General features: G+C 66.8%; 10 protein-coding genes. 7 read left to right on the top strand and 3 right to left on the bottom strand.

Going from position 1 to position 15,050, the window contains the following annotated elements; all coding sequences use genetic code 11:
• The first annotated feature begins 70 nt into the window (after positions 1 to 70).
• Positions 71 to 469 (top strand): PH domain-containing protein, encoded by a 399-nt coding sequence (locus ACJMK0_RS00775; protein WP_405237862.1) that lies wholly within the window; start codon positions 71 to 73, stop codon positions 467 to 469.
• Between the two features lie 603 nt (positions 470 to 1,072).
• Here ACJMK0_RS00775 and ACJMK0_RS00770 read toward each other — a convergent pair.
• Genes ACJMK0_RS00770 through ACJMK0_RS00760 form a run of 3 tightly spaced genes read right to left on the bottom strand, consistent with a single transcriptional unit; the run spans position 1,073 to position 5,762 of the window.
• Positions 1,073 to 2,491 carry a wax ester/triacylglycerol synthase family O-acyltransferase gene (locus ACJMK0_RS00770; RefSeq protein ID WP_405234907.1) on the bottom strand — a complete coding sequence of 473 codons (1,419 nt, stop codon included), beginning with the start codon at positions 2,489 to 2,491 and terminating at the stop codon, positions 1,073 to 1,075.
• On the bottom strand, positions 2,488 to 4,338 hold the full coding sequence (locus ACJMK0_RS00765) for a 1-acyl-sn-glycerol-3-phosphate acyltransferase (protein WP_405234906.1): 1,851 nt from the start codon (positions 4,336 to 4,338) through the stop codon (positions 2,488 to 2,490). The genes ACJMK0_RS00770 and ACJMK0_RS00765 overlap by 4 nt, the downstream gene beginning before the upstream one ends.
• Positions 4,317 to 5,762 (bottom strand): HAD-IB family hydrolase, encoded by a 1,446-nt coding sequence (locus ACJMK0_RS00760; RefSeq protein ID WP_405234905.1) that lies wholly within the window; start codon positions 5,760 to 5,762, stop codon positions 4,317 to 4,319. The genes ACJMK0_RS00765 and ACJMK0_RS00760 overlap by 22 nt, the downstream gene beginning before the upstream one ends.
• Before the next feature lie 217 nt (positions 5,763 to 5,979).
• Here ACJMK0_RS00760 and ACJMK0_RS00755 point away from each other — a divergent pair, with 217 nt between their 5' ends.
• The 6 genes from ACJMK0_RS00755 to ACJMK0_RS00730 all read left to right on the top strand — a co-directional run bounded on the left by ACJMK0_RS00755 (position 5,980) and on the right by ACJMK0_RS00730 (position 14,936).
• Entirely contained in the window at positions 5,980 to 6,765 is a 786-nt protein-coding gene (locus tag ACJMK0_RS00755) for an alpha/beta fold hydrolase (RefSeq protein ID WP_405234904.1), read from the top strand.
• Positions 6,766 to 6,778: 13 nt separating this feature from the next.
• Positions 6,779 to 8,227 carry a WS/DGAT/MGAT family O-acyltransferase gene (locus ACJMK0_RS00750; RefSeq protein WP_405234903.1) on the top strand — a complete coding sequence of 483 codons (1,449 nt, stop codon included), beginning with the start codon at positions 6,779 to 6,781 and terminating at the stop codon, positions 8,225 to 8,227.
• Positions 8,224 to 9,822, top strand: a complete 1,599-nt coding sequence (locus tag ACJMK0_RS00745) for an AMP-binding protein (RefSeq protein WP_405234902.1) — start codon at positions 8,224 to 8,226, stop codon at positions 9,820 to 9,822. The genes ACJMK0_RS00750 and ACJMK0_RS00745 overlap by 4 nt, the downstream gene beginning before the upstream one ends.
• Complete coding sequence (locus tag ACJMK0_RS00740) at positions 9,819 to 10,769, top strand: patatin-like phospholipase family protein (protein ID WP_405234901.1); 951 nt, start codon at positions 9,819 to 9,821, stop codon at positions 10,767 to 10,769. Before ACJMK0_RS00745 ends, ACJMK0_RS00740 begins: the two co-directional genes overlap by 4 nt.
• Positions 10,770 to 10,870: 101 nt before the next feature.
• The gene (locus ACJMK0_RS00735; RefSeq protein WP_405234900.1) at positions 10,871 to 11,554 is read left to right on the top strand and encodes a zinc metallopeptidase; all 684 of its coding nucleotides are present in this window, start codon (positions 10,871 to 10,873) and stop codon (positions 11,552 to 11,554) included.
• A gap of 652 nt (positions 11,555 to 12,206) precedes the next feature.
• A complete protein-coding gene (locus tag ACJMK0_RS00730) occupies positions 12,207 to 14,936 on the top strand; it encodes a TonB-dependent receptor (protein WP_405234899.1) in 2,730 nt (909 codons plus the stop codon).
• The last annotated feature ends 114 nt before the right edge of the window (positions 14,937 to 15,050 follow it).

Raw genomic sequence — 15,050 nt, 5'->3', positions numbered from 1 at the left:
TTGCGGTATGATTTCCGCAGTCGCCTCGAAGGTGACACTCAACGTTGGATGAACGGCAGGTGTGAATCTGATGGCGTTTCGATCTGCAGTAGATACCTGGTTCTATCTGGTTGTCATCGCCGCAGCCGCTATCGTCATTGCAGCCTTGTTCCCGGTTATGGAGACAGGAAGTCCGGGAGTGATGGCGGCGGCTGTGGTGAGTGCTGTTGTGGCCATCGGGCTTCCCCTATGGCTTCTTGCATCCACCGGATACACCGTTACTCATGAATTGCTGATCGTCAGATCGGGACCGTTCCGCTGGCATATACCAAGGTCCGAGATTTCGCAGATTCAGCCGTCTCGCTCCTTCCTGTCGTCACCTGCGCTATCTCTGGATCGGCTCGAGATAAGGTACGGCGCCGGAAAGTCCATACTGGTGTCGCCGGCTGACAAAGAGGCGTTCATCAGGGCGCTCGGATTCAATTCCTGAGATTGTCCGTCCATCGTCGCTGCCTTTCAGTCCTGGAAGCAGCGACCTGCTCACGGCTCCTTCTAGTCGGAAAGCGGCCATTGCAGCCCTCTGATGTATGATTTCCGGAGTCGACCCGTGACGGTCTGCTACTGCATGCTCTGATCCGGGTCTCTTGATTTCAGCGGAGGCCATCTCATGCAGCGACAGCGAGAGCCTTGGTACGTCCAGGTCTTTTTTGGGACGGGTATATTGGTTCCGACGCTAAGCGCGCTTGCCTGGCTGGGCGGTCGTCTTGACCCAATAGTGCCTAAGTTTGTTTTTGCCGTTTTTGGGTCGGTGTGTCTCGGCGTCGGCATCTCTCGCTTCGTACAAGCCGTGTTTTTTCGTCGATCGAAGTCGCAGCAGATTGACTGAATCCGACTACATTAACGGCGACAAACGGGACCAATAGTGGCTCGCACGCTTCCGCTCTTGGCCGATCGCTGACCAACAGATCGCTCAAGACGTTACGGCGGCAAGTCCGCTTGGTCCTTCAAAGCGGTCATTTACCGAACGAATCGGAAGACTCCCGGGTTTAGCCCAAACGCTGCTGCAGCGGACCGATTCCCGAACAAGGGTCGGTCACTCGAGCGTTTCGATAACTCCCTTCAGCTCCCCGAACGCCGCCTCCAGACATTCTGCATAGAACGCGGGGTCCGGCATCATCTTGCGGTCGCTGACGAAGGCGATGGCCAGGCGGCCGTCGTAGCTGGTCACGGTATGGGCGAGGGCCAGGTCGTCCATGATGCTGGCCATGCCGGTGAACGCGAGTAGCCGGGCGCCGCATAAATGGAGCGGTCGCTCGGGGCCCGGCGTGATGCTGACCACCAGGTTGTGGTTCTTGCGGTACTGGCGCCCCGGGCCCAGGTTCGCCGAGATGGTGCGCGCGGCCAGATTCATGGTGGTGGCCGGCAGGATGTCCTGCAGTTCGCTCATCTCGTCGGCGTCCACGGCGCTCTCCACGCGGGCGTTCTCGATCTCGCCGTGGATGCCCGCCAGACGAGTCTCGGCGTCGGCGACGTGAGTCATGAGCTTGATGCGGGCGAGCTGGACCCGGTGGCCGGGCAGGCCTTCCTCCGATTTCTCCTGATGGTGGAGCGGCAACAGCGCCCACAGGGAGGCGGCCGGCAGCTCCTCCTTCGCCTCCAGGTAGCGGCGCACCGCGCCCGCGCAGACGGCCACCGCCACGTCCTCCGCGGTGCCGCTCGCCAGGCTGGCGGCGATCTCCCGGACGGTTTCCATGTCGAAGAAACGGGCGTCCCATACCCGGTGGGGCGTGATGCGGTGGTCGAAACGCGTGACCGGCGCCGGGCCGTGCTCGGTGCGCAGCAGGTCCTGCGGCTTGCTGCGGCTGCTGCCCACGATGGGCAGCCGGTCGATCAGGCTCTGGCCCGTCTCCAGGATCTTCGTGGTGTTGTTGAACCAGGAGAGCAGCAGCAGCTCGCCCAGTCCCGGCTCCTGTTCGGGATGCCAGCGCGCCCCGGCCGGCGCAGCCGGCGAATGGGGCGCGAGGTCGTGCAGCGCGATGGTGAAGTCTTCTTCGGTGACGTCGTCAATGGCCGCGTGGTGCACCTTGGTCATGACGGCGAAGGCGCCGGCGGGGAGACCCTCCACGCTTTCCAGGCCTTCGATGACGTACATCTCCCACGGCGGCCGCGTGAGGTCCAGGGGGCGCGCGTGCAGCCGGGAGAGCTGTATGCAGAGATGGCGCCAGTCGCCCGGCTCCGGCAGCGCGATGTGGCGCAGGTGGAAGTCGAGCTCGAAGTGGGGGTCTTCGATCCACCAGGGGTAATCCAGGTCGAGGGGCACGCGCACCAGGCGCTGGCGGAACAGGCGCGAGCTATCGAGGCGCTGCTCCATGTGGCGGCGGATGGTGTCGAAGCGCACCTCGCCGCCGGCGGCCGTGGCGGGATCGTAGATGTAGACGGTCGAGACGTGCTGGTGCCGGCCCGGACGGTCGGAGTAGAGGAAGAAGGCGTCGGATCCGCTGAGTTGTCTCATGCTTGGTTCTCGCCGGCCATTGTACCCCCGATGGCGTGGTCGTAGCGCCGCTGCAGGCGGGCGAGCGCCGTGGTGAGTGCTGCCGTCTCCGCCGCGAAGCGCTCGCGGGCGGGCCGATCAGCCATATCGGCGCCGCCCACCAGGCCGCGGTGACGAGCCAGCCGTACCGCATTGGCGAAGAGGGGCTTCGATAGCGCGGTCTCGCTGCCGATCCGCCCGCGCAGCAGCATCTCGCGACCGATGGCCAGGCAGTCGTCCACCAGCCGCTCTTCGTCGCCGGACTCGGCGGCGCGGAACAGCACCTCCGCGAGCACCCGATACGCTTCGATGAAGGAACGCAGGATGCCGTGACCGAACAGCGGCGGGCGGTCGGCGAAGGGGTCGGGCGCGGCCTGCCAGCCCGGATAGCGGGCGTCCAGATACGCGACGGCCTCGTCCGCGAATGCGCCTTTACGGCGGAAGAAGAACTCGAACTTGAGGAGATCCCGCAATGCCGGCACCGCTGTGCGCAGGGCGGCGGGGCGATCGTCCGCGCCCATGACGTCGTCCCGGGCCAGCGCGGTCTCCGCGACGGCGCTGGCCAGGAAATAGTGGATGACGGTGTTTCGATAGTACGCGGCGGCGAGCTGCTTCCCCGGTGCGATGCGCCACACCGGCTCGGAGCCCTCGTCGTAGGATTCCAGAAGGCCGGTGCGCGTCAGCGCGGCCAGCGTCTCCGCCAGGCCGTCGTCGAGTTCGCGCGCCAGTGCCCGGCTCCGCGGCAGGTTGCGGGCGTCGATCAGCCCCAGCACGTCCGCGGCGAGCCCGCGTATCTCCTCGGGACCGAGCGCCCGCCCGGCGGCGCCGAGCAGGACCAGCGTGAGGAGGTCCGTGCTCTTGATCGGCGTGGCGTGCTCGATGCGGCTGCAGACCTCGAAGGCGAGTTTCCGGACGCGGATGCGCTCGGCCGGGTCGTCGGGGTCGAAGAGACGCTCGGTCAGGTCCACCTCCTCCGATAGCGAGAGCGGTTCCGCGAAGCGCACATAGATGCGCCCGCCGGTCGCCTGCATGCCGCGGATATAGCCGACGAACCAGCCGAGCGACTCCTTGCGCTTGGGCAGCCCGCGCTGCATGGCGGCGTAGTCGTCGATCTCGGCGATCTGGTCGAAGCTGATGGACACCGGCACGAGCAGGGCGTCGTCGCTGCCCGTACGTCGGCAGGCGTCCACCACCCACTGGATCAGGCCGAGCTTCGGCGGGTTCAGCTTGCCGGTGCGCGAGCGGGTGCCCTCGATGGACCAGGACAGGGGCAGACGCCGTTCCACCAGGTAGTCGATGTAGTGGCGGAAGACCAGGCGGTAGATATCGTCGTCGCGGAAGCTCCGGCGCAGGAAGATGGCACCGGAGCGCTTCGCCAGCGAGCCGAACACCGGAAAGTTCATGTTGATGCCGGCGAAGCTCAGCGGCTGGGGGCGGAAGTCGTGGTCGTACAGCGCGCGCATGAAGACGAAGCTGTCGAGGTGCGACTTGTGCGACCAGAGGAAGATCAGCGGGTGGCGCTCCGCCAGCGATTTCAGCTGCTCGAGGCCGTCCGTGTTGATATCCAGCGCCGGATCGTAGCTGCGGCTGATCATGAAGCGGGCGAGACGGGCCACCCGGTCCAGCTGCCGCTCCTCCGGGTGTACGGCCATCTCTTCGAGGCACCTGGCCGCATACGCTTCGGCCTCGGCGCGGGGTTGGCCGAGCCGGTCTGCCGCCTCGGCCAGTGCTGCGCGGAAAGCGGGACGGCCGAGGATCTCGCGCTCGGCGAGTGCGGCCACCCGGGAGCGGGGGCCGGCCGGTGTCGTCAGCCCTCCGGAGGCTCCCACTGCCCGAGCTCGTGCAGGAAGAGTTCGCGGATGCGGCGGGTCTGCGGCGCGATGCTCCGCAGCGTCCAGCCCTCCGTCGATACCGGCGGCAGCACCGTGACCTTCACCTCGGCCGGGCGCACGACGAGGCTGCCGTTCGGCAGCGCATCCTGCGCGTTGTGGATGACGACGGGCACGATCGGCACGCCAGCCTGCCGGGCCAGGTGGAAGGCGCCGCGCCTGAACGCCCCCAGTCGGCCGTCCCGGCTGCGGGTACCCTCCGGCGCGATGGCGACGGAGCGGCCTTCCGCAAGGGCGGCGACGGCGGGTTCCAGCGCCTTCTTCGCATCGCCCACGTTGTCCCGGTCGATGAACACGGTCCCGGCGAAGGTGAGCGCAGGGCCGAGGAAGGGCTGGCGCTGCACCTCCTTCTTCGCGATGCCGACCACGTCCTCCCTGAGGAGCTTCGCGACGATGAGCACATCCATGGCGCTCTGGTGATTGAAGACGAATACCGCGGGTCGGTCGGACCAGAGGTGTTCCTCGCCCTCGATGATCAGACGGAGGCGGGCGATCAGCGGAGCGAAATTGGTCCACGTCGCCAGCGACAGGTTCAGCGCGTCCTGCGCGCTCGCTCCCAGCAGGCGCAGCGGCAGCCCGGCCGCGAAACTCGGCAGGATGCTGCCGAAGGTGGTGAGCGTACGCGCGACGTCCAGCGGCCCGATGCCTCCGCGGCTGTCGAAATCATGCACCGGCCAGCCCTGGCGCTCGGCGACGGGGCGTAGACGGCGGTCCGGGTTGACGGCGACCGGGTGGCCGACCGCCTCCAGCAGCGGCAGGTCTTCGCTGCCGTTGGAGTAGAAGTAGCTTTTCTTCAGGGAGATCCTGCGCGGGCGGGCGAACGCGCGGGCGGCCGTGAGTTTGTTCGCACCGTAGCAGGGCTCGCCGCGGATGGTGCCGGTGAACCGCCCGCCGGTCACGCCGAGTTCCGTGCACAGCACGTGCTCGATGCCCAGGTGCCGGGCCAGCGGCTCGGCCTGATAGCGGGTGGCCGAAGTCACGATGGCGACGGTGTGGCCACGGTCCCGGTGTGCGCGCAGCAGGGCCTTCATCTCCGGGAACACCTGGGGCACGAGGCGCTCCAGGCCCACCTTCTGTCCCAGCCGGATCAGCTCGCCCTCATGCTGGCCCCGCAGGTTCGCGACGGAGGCCGCCATGCCGTCCTCGAAATCGCCGGTCTTCGTGAGATAGCGCGCCGACATCGTGACCAGGTCGCGGAACTCGTCGACGCCGACCTGGCCGGCCTTCAGTCGCTCCACGAAGAAATCGCCGACCGAGTGGCCGGCGATGATCGTGCCGTCCAGGTCGAAGAAGGCGGCGACGCTGCGGCCGCCGACGCCGTCGCGCACGCTGCGGGTCACCGCCGCATAGGGCTCCCTTTTCATGCCCCTCGGCATGCCCGTCGCCATGTCGCTCGCTCCCTGTGCACTCGCTGCCGGTGGATACGGCTGTCATATTAGGCCGGGCCCGGTCCTGCCGCCACTCGGCGCCGTCCGCGCAGGGGGTCGACGGGCCCTGACCGTCGCGGCTCCCGCCGGGGGGCGCCGCGGGTACAATGGGTCGGGGGATGCACCGGTACGAGGATTGCTACGAGGATAGCTGATGCCGGATGGCGAGGACGCAGATACCGGGCGGGTACAACCGCCTTTTCTCGGATACGCCTTCGCCGAGCTGCCGCGGGCGATCCTGGAGTTCATGTGCCTGCTGCCGGCCCATCCGCTCGTGCTCACCGCGCCGCGGGGAGACGGCCATCCGGTCATCACCGTGCCCGGTTTCCGCGGCAACGATACCTCCATGCTGATCCTGCGCCGTTACCTGAAGCACTGGGGCTACGACCCGCATCCCTGGGGGCTCGGCACCAATCTCGGCATCGGCTACGACCGCACCGAGTACGAGGAGCGCTTCGTCGCCCAGCTGGAGCGCGTCGCCGGCAAGACCGGCCGCAAGGTCACCCTGATCGGCTGGAGCCAGGGCGGCGTCATCGCGCGCCAGGCCGCGAAGATACGCGGCGATCTCGTGCGCCAGCTGATCACGATGGGCAGTCCCATCGGCGATACGCCGGAGGCCACCACCATCTGGCGGATCTACCAGCGCACCTCGCCGGAGGACATCACGCCGGAGCTGCTCGCCTTCCTGCGCGAGGTGGCAACGCCCGTTCCTGCCGTGCGCTGCACCTGCATCTACAGCCACACGGACGGCGTGGTGGCACCGGCCATCGCCCAGGACCGCGTCTCGCCGCTGGCCGAGAACATCAGCGTGGTCGCCAGCCACTTCGGCATGGCGGTGAACCCGGCCGTGCTCTATATCGTGGCCGACCGGCTGGCCCAGACCGAGGACGGCTGGCGCCCGTTCAATCCCAATCCCGTCGCCCGCTTCCTGCACGGGTGAAGGAGGAGCAGACATGCTGAAGCAGTTATCCGGTCTCGATTCCCTGTTCCTCTACGCGGAATCGGAGCGGGCGCCGCTGGAAGTCAGCTCGCTGCAGATCTACGACCCTTCCACGCACCCGGCGGGGCGAGTGAAGTTCACGGAGATCCTGGCCACCTTCGCGGCACGCATCGACCGCTCGAAGGTGTTCCGCCGGAAGCTGCTGCCGGTGCCGTTCGCGCTCGACTATCCCTACTGGGTGGAGGACGAGGACTTCGACCTCGAGTACCACGTGCGCCACATCGCCCTGCCGAAGCCCGGCGACTGGCGCCAGCTCATGGACCTGGTCGCGCGTCTCCAGGCCCAGCAGCTCGATCTCGCCAGGCCGCTCTGGGTGGTCTACATCATCGAGGGACTGAACGAGGTGCCCGGCGTGAAACCCGGCTGTTTCGGGATGTTCATGAAGATGCACCATGCCACCATCGACGGCGTCAGCGGCCAGGAGATCCAGGCCGCCATCCACGATTTCGAGCCGGTGCCGGCGGACGGCTCCCGCTACGAGCCGGCGCCGGGCCGCACGCAGCCGGCGCCCGGCGCGGCACGGCTGCTGCTGCGCAGCCCGGTCAGCAATCTCGCGAAGTCGCTGCGCCTCGGCGGTGCGGTGGCTGCCGCCCTGCCGGGTCTGGTGAGAGCCGGCCTCGCCAGCCGCGGCCGCGAGCGCACGCCCGTCCCGAAAACGGTCTTCAACCGGGGGCGGGTCTCGCCGAGCCGGGTGGTGGACGGCCACGTCTACGACCTGGCCGAGGTGAAGGCGGTCTCGAAGGCCCTGGACGGCACCATCAACGACGTGGTGCTGGCCGTCGTGGCGGGGGCGCTGCGGCGTTACCTCGCGGCCCGCGACGAATTGCCGGAGGAGACGCTGGTGGCGGCCTGCCCGATGAACGTGCGGGGCGAGGACGACCACGGCCACGAGGTGGACAACCTGGTGAGCGCCATGCTGACGCCCCTGCACACGGAGATCGCCGACCCCGTGGAGCGGGTGCGGGCCATCCACCAGGGCACCGAGGACGCCAAGGCGGTGATGGAGGCAATCGGCCCGCGGCGGATGGCGGAGATACCGATGAACCTGCCGTCGCCCGTCGCCCGGGGATTGTTACCGCTGCTGATGGAGCTCACGGTGCGCTCCGGCACGGTGGCATTCAATACGATGGTGACGAACGTCGCCGGCATACAGAAGCCGGTCTACCTGGCCGGAGCCGAGATGGTGGCCATGCTCGGCATGGGTCCGGTGGTGCACCAGGCCGGTTTGTTCCACGCCGTGTTCTCCTACAACGGCGTCATCTCCGTCATGTTCACCGCCTGCCGGCAGATGCTGCCGGACCCGGAGTTTTACGCGGAGTGCATCGATGCGTCCTACCGCGAGGTGCGTGACGCTGCGCTGTCGGGCGAGGGGCGTCGCCGCAAGACCGGGGACGAGGCATGAGCATGGAGCGTATGGCGGCCCTCGCCGATCAGCCCGAACCCTCCATCCGGGACGAGTTCTCCGTCGACTGGCTGGACTATCACGCACGCTACGACGCCGACGTGGTAGCCGCCGTGGACGTGGATACCGGCCGCAGCTTCACTTATGGAGAGTTCAACGACCGGCTGCGGCGGCTCGCCGTGGGTCTGAAGTCCACCTACGGGCTCGAGAAGGGCGACCGCATCGCCATGCTCTGCCAGAACTCGACGGATGTGTTCGAGACCCTGTTCGCCGGCTGGGAGCTGGGCGCGGCGCTCATGCCGCTGAACTGGCGGCTGAGTGCCCGCGAGATCGCGGCCATCCTGAACCACGGCGAGCCGAAGGTGGTGATCTGCGACGAGGAGTTCAGTCACCTGGTGGAGGAGGTGCGGCTGCCGATACTGGAGCGCAGGAGCGAGCCGGCAGACAGCGAGTACGAGCGGCTGATCGAGTCCGCGAGCGGCGATGCGCTCGAGAAGGTGCATCTCACCATCGACGACCTGGCCACGCTGCTCTACACCTCGGGCACGACGGGCATGCCGAAGGGCGTGATCGGCACCTTCCGGATGATGCGCGACACCATCATCCACGCCGCCCTGCACGGCGATCTCACGGGCAGTTCCCGCTCGCTCACCTGTGCGCCCATGTTCCATTCGGCCGGCCTGTACGGGTTCTCCATGCCGGTCTTCCACTACGGCGGCACGCTGTGCGTCATGAAGAAGTGGGACCCGCGCCGCTTCCTCGGCATGCTCACCGATGCCGCGGCCGGCATCACCCACTGCCTGGGCGTGCCCGTGCAGTACGCCATGATGGCCGAGCTGCCCGAATTCGCCGAGGCCGAATTCCCCACCCTGCGGGTGGCAGGGGTCGGCGCCGCCCCGGTCTCCACGGACCTGCTGGAGGCGTGGGCGGCGAAGGGCGTCCATCTGGCGCAGTCCTACGGCCTCACCGAGGCATTCAGCGTGGCGATCCTGCCGCCCCGGCAGGCGGCGGGGCGCGTGGGCTCGGCCGGGCACCGGATGATGCATACCCGGCTGCGCATCGCGGACGAGGCGGGCTGCGAGCTGCCGGACGGCGAGGTCGGGGAGATCCAGATCAAGGGGCCGGCGGTGACACCCGGCTACTGGAAGGCGCCCGAAGAGACGGCCAGGGCCTTCGTGGACGGCTGGTTCCGGACCGGGGACGCGGGCCGGCTCGAGCCCGACGGCACGTTGTACATCGTGGACCGCTACAAGGACATGTATATCTCGGGCGGCGAGAACGTCTATCCCGCCGAGGTGGAGAACGTGCTGTGCGAGCGGGCGGAGGTGGCGGCCGCCGCGGTGGTCGGCGTGGACGACGAGAAGTGGGGACAGGCGGGCCTGGCCGTGATCCGGCTCCGCGCCGGCGCGAACGCGGACCCGGACGAACTGCTGGCCCATTGCGCGGACCGCCTGGCAAGGTACAAGCTGCCGAAGTACCTGCGCTTCGTCGATGCGCTGCCGATGAGTGCGCAGGGCAAGGTGCTGAAACAGGAACTCAGGCGCCTGTACGATCCTGCGGCAAGTGCCGATGGGACAAGTGAACGGAGGAAATGAGCGTGAGCAGTGACAAGAGCGAGATCTCGCTGGTGCTGGGCAGTGGCGGCGCCAGGGGCTACGCCCACATCGGCGTGATCCGCTGGATCGAGGAACACGAGCTGGAGATATCCTCCGTGGTGGGCGCGTCGATGGGGGCGCTCATCGGCGGCTGTTATGCGGCGGGCAAGCTGGACGAATACGCCGAGTGGGCCTCGGCCATCCGCAAGAGCGATATCGTGCGTCTGCTCGATTTCACGCTCAGCAAGTCCGGCTTCGTGGACGGCACCCGCATCATGAACGTGCTGAAGGACTTCGTGGGCGACCACGAGATACGGGACCTGCCGGTGCGCTTCACCGCCGTGGCCTCCGACATCGCCCGCGAGAAAGAGGTGTGGATCAGCTCCGGCTCGCTGTTCGAGGCCATCCGGGCCTCCATCGCCCTGCCGTTCTTCTTCGTGCCGTTCCGCAAGGACGGCCGTCCCCTGCTGGACGGCGGCATCCTGAACCCGGTGCCCATCGCGCCCACCTTCGACGATCCCACCGACTTCACCGTGGCGGTGAACCTCAACGGCCCGCCGGACGAAAACCTGCGCCTGCCGGGCAAGCGCCAGGCGCCGTCCGAGGAGGACCGGAAAAACAAGCAGGGTCTCATCGATCGCTTCCTCGATCGCCTGCACGACCAGTTCACCCGCGAGAGCTCGGACGGCTGGAGCATGCTCGACATCGCCCAGCAGACCTTCGACACGATGCAGAGCACCATCGCCCGCACCAAGCTCGCGGCCTATCCGCCGGACGTGGTCATCTCAATCCCCCGGGACGTGGCCAGCATCATCGAGTTCGACCGCGCCGACGAACTCATCGAACTAGGCTACCAGGCCGCCGACCGCCAGCTCAGCCGCTTCCTGAAACGCCGCGCCCGCCTGGAGAAGGAAGAGGAGGAGGCCGCCGCCCGGGAAAAACAGTAGGAGGGCCTTCAGGCCCGATCCTTCTCTGTTCGACCTCCCTGAGGAAACCACCACCCCGCCGGCATTGTCTGATCCGGTAGTCGAGAACGTCGCCCGCACCCATGCACATCATCCTGCTCATCGCCATCGGTATCGCCGTCCTGCTGGGACCCGGTCTCTGGGTAAAGCGCGTGATGGAGCGCTACAGCCGGCCCGCCGACCGCTATCCGATGACCGGCGCCCGGCTGGCGCGGGACCTGCTGGACGGCGCCGGCCTCGAGCGGGTGCGCACCGAGAAGACCGAGCAGGGCGATCATTACGACCCCATCGAGAAGGTGGTGCGACTCAGCCCGGACAATTACGACGGCCGCTCGCTCACCGCCATCACCGTGGCCGCCCACGAGGTCGGTCACGCGTTGCAGGATGCGGGCGGCTTCGGGCCGCTGCGCTGGCGTACGCAACTGGTGCGCTGGATCTCGCCGATCGAGCGCGTGGGCGCCGGCCTCATGATGGCCTCGCCGGTGATGGTCGCCGTGACCCGGGCGCCGGTGGCCGGCCTGATGATGTTCCTGGGCGGTCTGCTCACGCTGGCCTCGGGCATCCTAGTGCATGCCACAACCCTGCCGACGGAGTTCGACGCCAGCTTCCGCCGGGCGCTGCCGCTGCTGGCGGAACGCCGCGTGCTGCGCGACGGCGACGAGCGCCATGCGCGTAAGATCCTCCGGGCCGCCGCCATGACCTACGTCTCCGCATCGCTGATGAGCCTGCTGAACGTGGCGCGCTGGTGGGCGATATTGCGCCGCTGACGCGAAGCCGCAGGTAGGAGGGCCTTCAGGCCCGACCCGCCGGCGACCCGCCGGTCAATTGCCGACAATAGCCGGTCGCTCGCCACTCGATGCCGGTCAATCACCAGTCAATTCCCCTTCAATCGCCAGACAATCGCAGTCAATCGCGGTTAATCGGGCCTGAAGGCCCTCCTACATGGGTTCTGTCTGCCGTTCTCGTCTTGTGCGGGCGCGGCCGGGTGTTTCATCAGTGCAACGTAAAGCCTATTGACTGTCATTGGACCGGTATTGGGGCCGGAGTCCGGTGGTGCGTTATAAATAATTGACAAATTTACTAAAAACCTCCGATATCGCTACTCAGTAAGTAGAGCGATTGGCATAAAAGCAACAATTTATTTCGAGCGACTTTGCAATGCAGCATCAGTCTAGGCACACTGGTTGCTTAACGGACACAGCATTGCTGCTGGCGCGGTGCGGCGCTTTCCTGCAGCACCGCCCGATCCGTGAAGCGTCTGAGGGAGATTCGAGTCGGCACCCGGCATGGGTGGCGTCGTCCGGGCGCTGCGGATATCCGCAAGCTGCCGGCGCAAAGCCGCAGCAGAAAAAAGCAGAACAGAAAGGCCGGCATCGACGTTGGCCGCAACGAAATCGAAGCGACAAACAGGAAGAGGTTATGAGACGGAACACGAAGATTCGCGCGGCTGTCGTATCGGCCCTGGCGGCCGGCGCCGGCTCGACAGCAGTCACGGCGGTCCAGGCGCAGGAAGCTCCCGCCGCCCCCAAGAAGAGGGCCATCGAGGAGATCGTCGTTACGGCGACGAAGCGCCAGGAGTCCATGCAGGACGTCCCGGTTGCGGTCTCGGCCCTCCAGGGCGACAACCTGGAGGAACTGCGTATCAGCAGCTTCCAGGACTACGCGCTGTATCTGCCCAACGTGACCAGCCAGGGCACCGGTCCGGGCCAGCAGGAGATCTACATCCGCGGCGCCGCGACTTCGCAGACAATCCTCACGCTGTCTTCGGTCCAGGGCCTGCAGCCCTCCGTCGCGCTGTACCTCGACGAGCAGCCCGTGGCTCTGCAGGGCCGTAACCTCGACGTCTACGCCACCGACCTCGCGCGCGTTGAGGTCCTGCCGGGGCCGCAGGGCACGCTGTTCGGCGCGAGTTCCCAGGCCGGCACGGTGCGGCTGATCACCAACAAGCCGGATCATTCGTCATTCCAGGCCGGGTTCGATACCAGCATCTCGAACACCACCGGCGGCGAGATGAGCAACTCCGTCGAGGCGTATTTCAACCTGCCCATCTCGGATACGCTCGCGTTCCGTCTGGCTGCCTACAACGACAACCAGGGCGGCTGGATCGACCACATCCTGAACGATCCGGACAACGGCGGCTGGAACGGCAGCACCGTCGTCATCGACCGCATCTCGGGCGGCCCGCTGCCGGATCCCGAGAATCAGGAGATCCCGATCCCGCGCAACGATCAGCTGGTCGAGGGTGATTTCAACGACGCCACCTATACCGGCGGCCGCTTCGGCCTGTCCTGGCTGATCAACGACCGCTGGGACCTGCTGGTGCAGCACACCCAGCAGACGCTGGACACCGAGGGCGTCTGGGCCTACGACCCCAACCTCGACGGCGAGAGTTCGGTCAACCGCTTCGCGCCGGACTCGAACGAGGACGACTTCGGCCTCACCACCTGGACGCTGAACGGCCGGCTGGCGATGCTGGATGTCGTCTACACCGGCGGCTATCTGGACCGGCAGGTGAATTCCACCGTCGACTACACGTTCTACACGAACGGCGGCCTGTTCTCGGCCTACTACGTCTGCTCGGACTTCTCGGACACGACCGGCACCTACTATGACGAGTGCTTCAACCCGCAGAAGTTCTACAAGGAAGACACCGAGAACACGCGGATGACCCACGAGTTCCGCGTCAATACGCCGGATGCCAATCGCTGGCGCCTGACCGCGGGCGTGTTCTACGACGACCAGGAACTGGCCAGCACCGGCTGGTTCAAGATCGCCTCCACGGACAGCCCATTCTTCGAGAACGTGGGCGCTGCGCGGAGCATCCCGCAGGTCGAGGGCACCCGTTATGGCGGCCAGGACATCCCCGGTGAGGTGAGCTTCGTCAACGACGTGACGCGCACGACGGATCAGATCGCCGTGTTCGGTCAGGCCGAGTTCGACATCACCGACCGTCTGACGGCCGCCTTCGGTGCACGCTGGTACGAGATCAACGACGAGTACAAGGGCGCCACAACCACGGTCAATGTGACCGAGCGGTTGCGTGCGCTCGGCATCGGCACCGAGCAGGCGCTGGCGGACGCGGGCTTCACGGACGGCGACGGCAACGGCACCATCGACGTCTTCGAGGCCATCCAGAGCGGCCAGCTCGACGTGAGCGACCTGGACAGCGACGGCGTACTCACTCAGGACGACGTGATCGTGCGCTTCTCGCTGGACTGGCGTGTCACCGACCGTATCCTGCTGTTCGGCAACTACGCCGAGGGCTTCCGCCCACCGGTGACGAACCGGGTCGGCGGTGGCGCCGCAAGGTCGGGTAACCCCACCTTCGAAGGCTTCCGTATCCCCGTCTACTCCCAGACGGACGATCTGCAGAACTACGAGCTCGGCTTCAAGGGCGACTTCTTCGACGACACGCTGCGCCTGAATGCGACCGCGTTCTACTCGGAGATCACGGACCTGCAGACCTCGCGATTCGATCCCACGAACATCAGCTTCCTTTGGTTCGCCGATAACGTGGGTGACGCCGAGATCACGGGTATCGACGGCGACTTCATCTGGCAGCCGACGATGAATCTCACGATCGCCGGTGCCTTCAGTGTCCTCGACACCGAGATCACCCGCCTGAACGAGGAGCTGCAGGGCATCGCCGCCCCGGTGGGCAGCGAGCTGCCGTTCTCGCCCGAGTTCTCCGGCAACATCCGGGCCCGCTACGGGTTCGACCTGCCGGCCATCGGCGAGGTCGAGAACCTGCGCGGCTACGTGACCGGCGGCGTCGCCTACACGGGCGAGAGCAAGGTCGGCCTGAAGATGGACGCCTACGTGGTCGAGGACACCATGCAGCGCGTGTATCAGGTCTCGGGCTCGGGCCTGGAGATCGAGCGGGAGGCGGATGCCTTCGTCGGCGCCGCGCCGGGCACCGAGCTGCTCGACCAGGACGGCATCCCGGGCGGGCGCTACGTTCAGGAGGCCTACACCATCGCCAACCTGGCGTTCGGCGTGGAGAAGGACACCTGGACCGCGGAGTTCTTCATCGACAACGTGTTCGACGAGAACGCGCAGGTGTACATCGACACCCAGCAGTTCACGCCCCACGTGGTGACGAACCGGCCGCGGACCTACGGCATCCGCCTGTCCTACGACTTCCTCTGAAGCATCAGGCAAGTCCGAACGAGGGCAGGCCCGCGTTGCGGGCTTGCCCTCTTTTCGTTCAGGGTTTAGAAGATGAGATCGGTGGAACAGCGGACCCGGCGCGGGTCGGGGTCG

Origin of the sequence: Lentisalinibacter orientalis, assembly GCF_040706535.1 — a bacterium.
Lineage (GTDB): Bacteria > Pseudomonadota > Gammaproteobacteria > Steroidobacterales > Woeseiaceae > Lentisalinibacter > Lentisalinibacter orientalis.
The sequence above is the reverse complement of the archived record's forward strand: the minus strand, read 5'-3'. Positions and strand labels throughout refer to the sequence as shown.

Coding starts and splice junctions, on each gene's coding strand:
- ACJMK0_RS00730 (WP_405234899.1), top strand. CDS start 12,207: ATGAGACGGAACACGAAGATTCGCGCGGCTGTCGTATCGGCCCTGGCG.
- ACJMK0_RS00735 (WP_405234900.1), top strand. CDS start 10,871: ATGCACATCATCCTGCTCATCGCCATCGGTATCGCCGTCCTGCTGGGA.
- ACJMK0_RS00755 (WP_405234904.1), top strand. CDS start 5,980: ATGCCGGATGGCGAGGACGCAGATACCGGGCGGGTACAACCGCCTTTT.
- ACJMK0_RS00775 (WP_405237862.1), top strand. CDS start 71: ATGGCGTTTCGATCTGCAGTAGATACCTGGTTCTATCTGGTTGTCATC.
- ACJMK0_RS00745 (WP_405234902.1), top strand. CDS start 8,224: ATGAGCATGGAGCGTATGGCGGCCCTCGCCGATCAGCCCGAACCCTCC.
- ACJMK0_RS00760 (WP_405234905.1), bottom strand. CDS start 5,762: ATGAAAAGGGAGCCCTATGCGGCGGTGACCCGCAGCGTGCGCGACGGC.
- ACJMK0_RS00770 (WP_405234907.1), bottom strand. CDS start 2,491: ATGAGACAACTCAGCGGATCCGACGCCTTCTTCCTCTACTCCGACCGT.
- ACJMK0_RS00750 (WP_405234903.1), top strand. CDS start 6,779: ATGCTGAAGCAGTTATCCGGTCTCGATTCCCTGTTCCTCTACGCGGAA.
- ACJMK0_RS00740 (WP_405234901.1), top strand. CDS start 9,819: ATGAGCGTGAGCAGTGACAAGAGCGAGATCTCGCTGGTGCTGGGCAGT.